The sequence below is a fragment of the Micromonospora sp. DSM 43699 genome, assembly GCF_055517075.1.
On the sequence record NZ_JBTMMT010000146.1, the window covers coordinates 1 to 1,442 of the forward strand.

At 71.6% G+C, this 1,442-nt stretch carries 2 protein-coding genes; both read right to left on the minus strand.

All coding sequences use genetic code 11. The features are described 5' to 3' along the window. A partial coding sequence (locus AC0AIB_RS30950; RefSeq protein WP_465098038.1) for a helix-turn-helix domain-containing protein occupies positions 1–263 on the minus strand: 263 nt, incomplete at its 3' end. Positions 264–676: 413 nt separating this feature from the next. Then, positions 677–1,138: a tetratricopeptide repeat protein gene (locus AC0AIB_RS30955; RefSeq protein WP_328340663.1), complete on the minus strand. Its 462-nt coding sequence runs from the start codon at positions 1,136–1,138 to the stop codon at positions 677–679. Between the last annotated feature and the right edge of the window lie 304 nt (positions 1,139–1,442).

The window sequence follows — 1,442 nt, forward strand, 5'->3', positions numbered from 1 at the left end:
GGAGTCGGGGGCGGGGCGGGAGGTGACGTGGTCGGCAGTGGGACCGTCGGCAGCGACACCGTCAGGGTCCCGCCGACCGCCTGCACCAGTCGCTCGATCGTGTGGAACCGTGGATCGACTGCCCTGCCCGACTCGATCCGGGCGATGGTCGCCTGGGGTACTCCCGAGCGCATGGCCAACTCCCGCTGGCTCAGATCGGCTTCTCGGCGTAGCGCCCGGACCGTCCGACCCAGATCGGCCGGTAGGGCGTCCCTGGTCGTCACGTCGACCATGCTTCCGTTGTCCCGCTACAGGTTCAACACCCTCGTTCCAGCCTGTGGATAACGCTGTGGACAACCGCCGGAGCTGGGGACAAGTTATTGAGGTCGCGTCCTTTGGAGCTGATGACGTCAGCGATTCACCTCCCGGCTCACACATCCCGGCGATCTGTCGCTCTTCCTGGCCGGGGCTCTTCGGCACCCGGCCTCGACTCCACCGGAGGTTCCGGTCGCGGGCAGAGGCGGCTCGGGTGCGAAGCTGCGCCCGCCAGCCCACAGCCCGCCAGCCCACAGCCCGCCAGCCCACAGCCCGCCAGCCCACAGCCCGCCAGCCCACAGCCCGCCAGCCCACAGCCCGCCAGCCCACAGCCCGCCAGCCGGCGGGGCCGGCGGCGTGCCCATTTTTTGGCGAGGCGTGCCTATTCTTTGGCGAGCTGCTGTGTCAGTAGATCCAGGCCACCCCTGATCAGCCTTCCGTAATCGTCGTCGCCGAGCGCGCCGATCCCCGCCTGCGCCTGCTGGAGGCACTCGCGTGCCCGGTCGAGATCGCCGAGCCTGCGGTAGCACTCTCCCAGGTTGAGGTGCAACGAGGGATACAGGGCAGCCACCGACATGGGCACCCCGGCCCGCGCGACCCGGTCGTCGGTGAGCAGATCCGCCGCCGCCAGGGCGCGCTGGTCCCAGACCAGCTCCTGCTGGACGTCGTCCTGCACATCGGCCATTGAGTGCGCAAGCACGCAGACATGCAGGGGATCACCCTGCTCCTCGCCGATTTCATCCCAGATCTGGGCGAACAGGTCGCGGGCAGCCGCAGGCCGGCCCTGCTGGTGGTGCAACTGCACGCCCTCGTTGATCCGGGTGAGCGTGTCATCGGTGTTCATCGGCTGCTCCCGTGTCCGCCCTCGCCACCGGTACGCCCGCCGTCCGACAGTGACGCGGTGACACGTGCCTGTTCTCGCGACGATGGCATGGATCGTAGTTGCCGCGTGACCGTCAGCAGCGCGGGGATCGCACACCGCAGCCGGTACCGGGCCAGCGCCGAGATGGCCGACTGAGCCCCTGCCCTGCGCGGCGCGGCGCGGCCCTGCGCGGCGCGGCGCGGCCCTGCGCGGCGCGGCGCGGCGCGGCCCTGCGCGGCGCGGCGCGGCGCGGCCCTGCGCGGCGCGGCGCGGCGCGGCCCTGCGC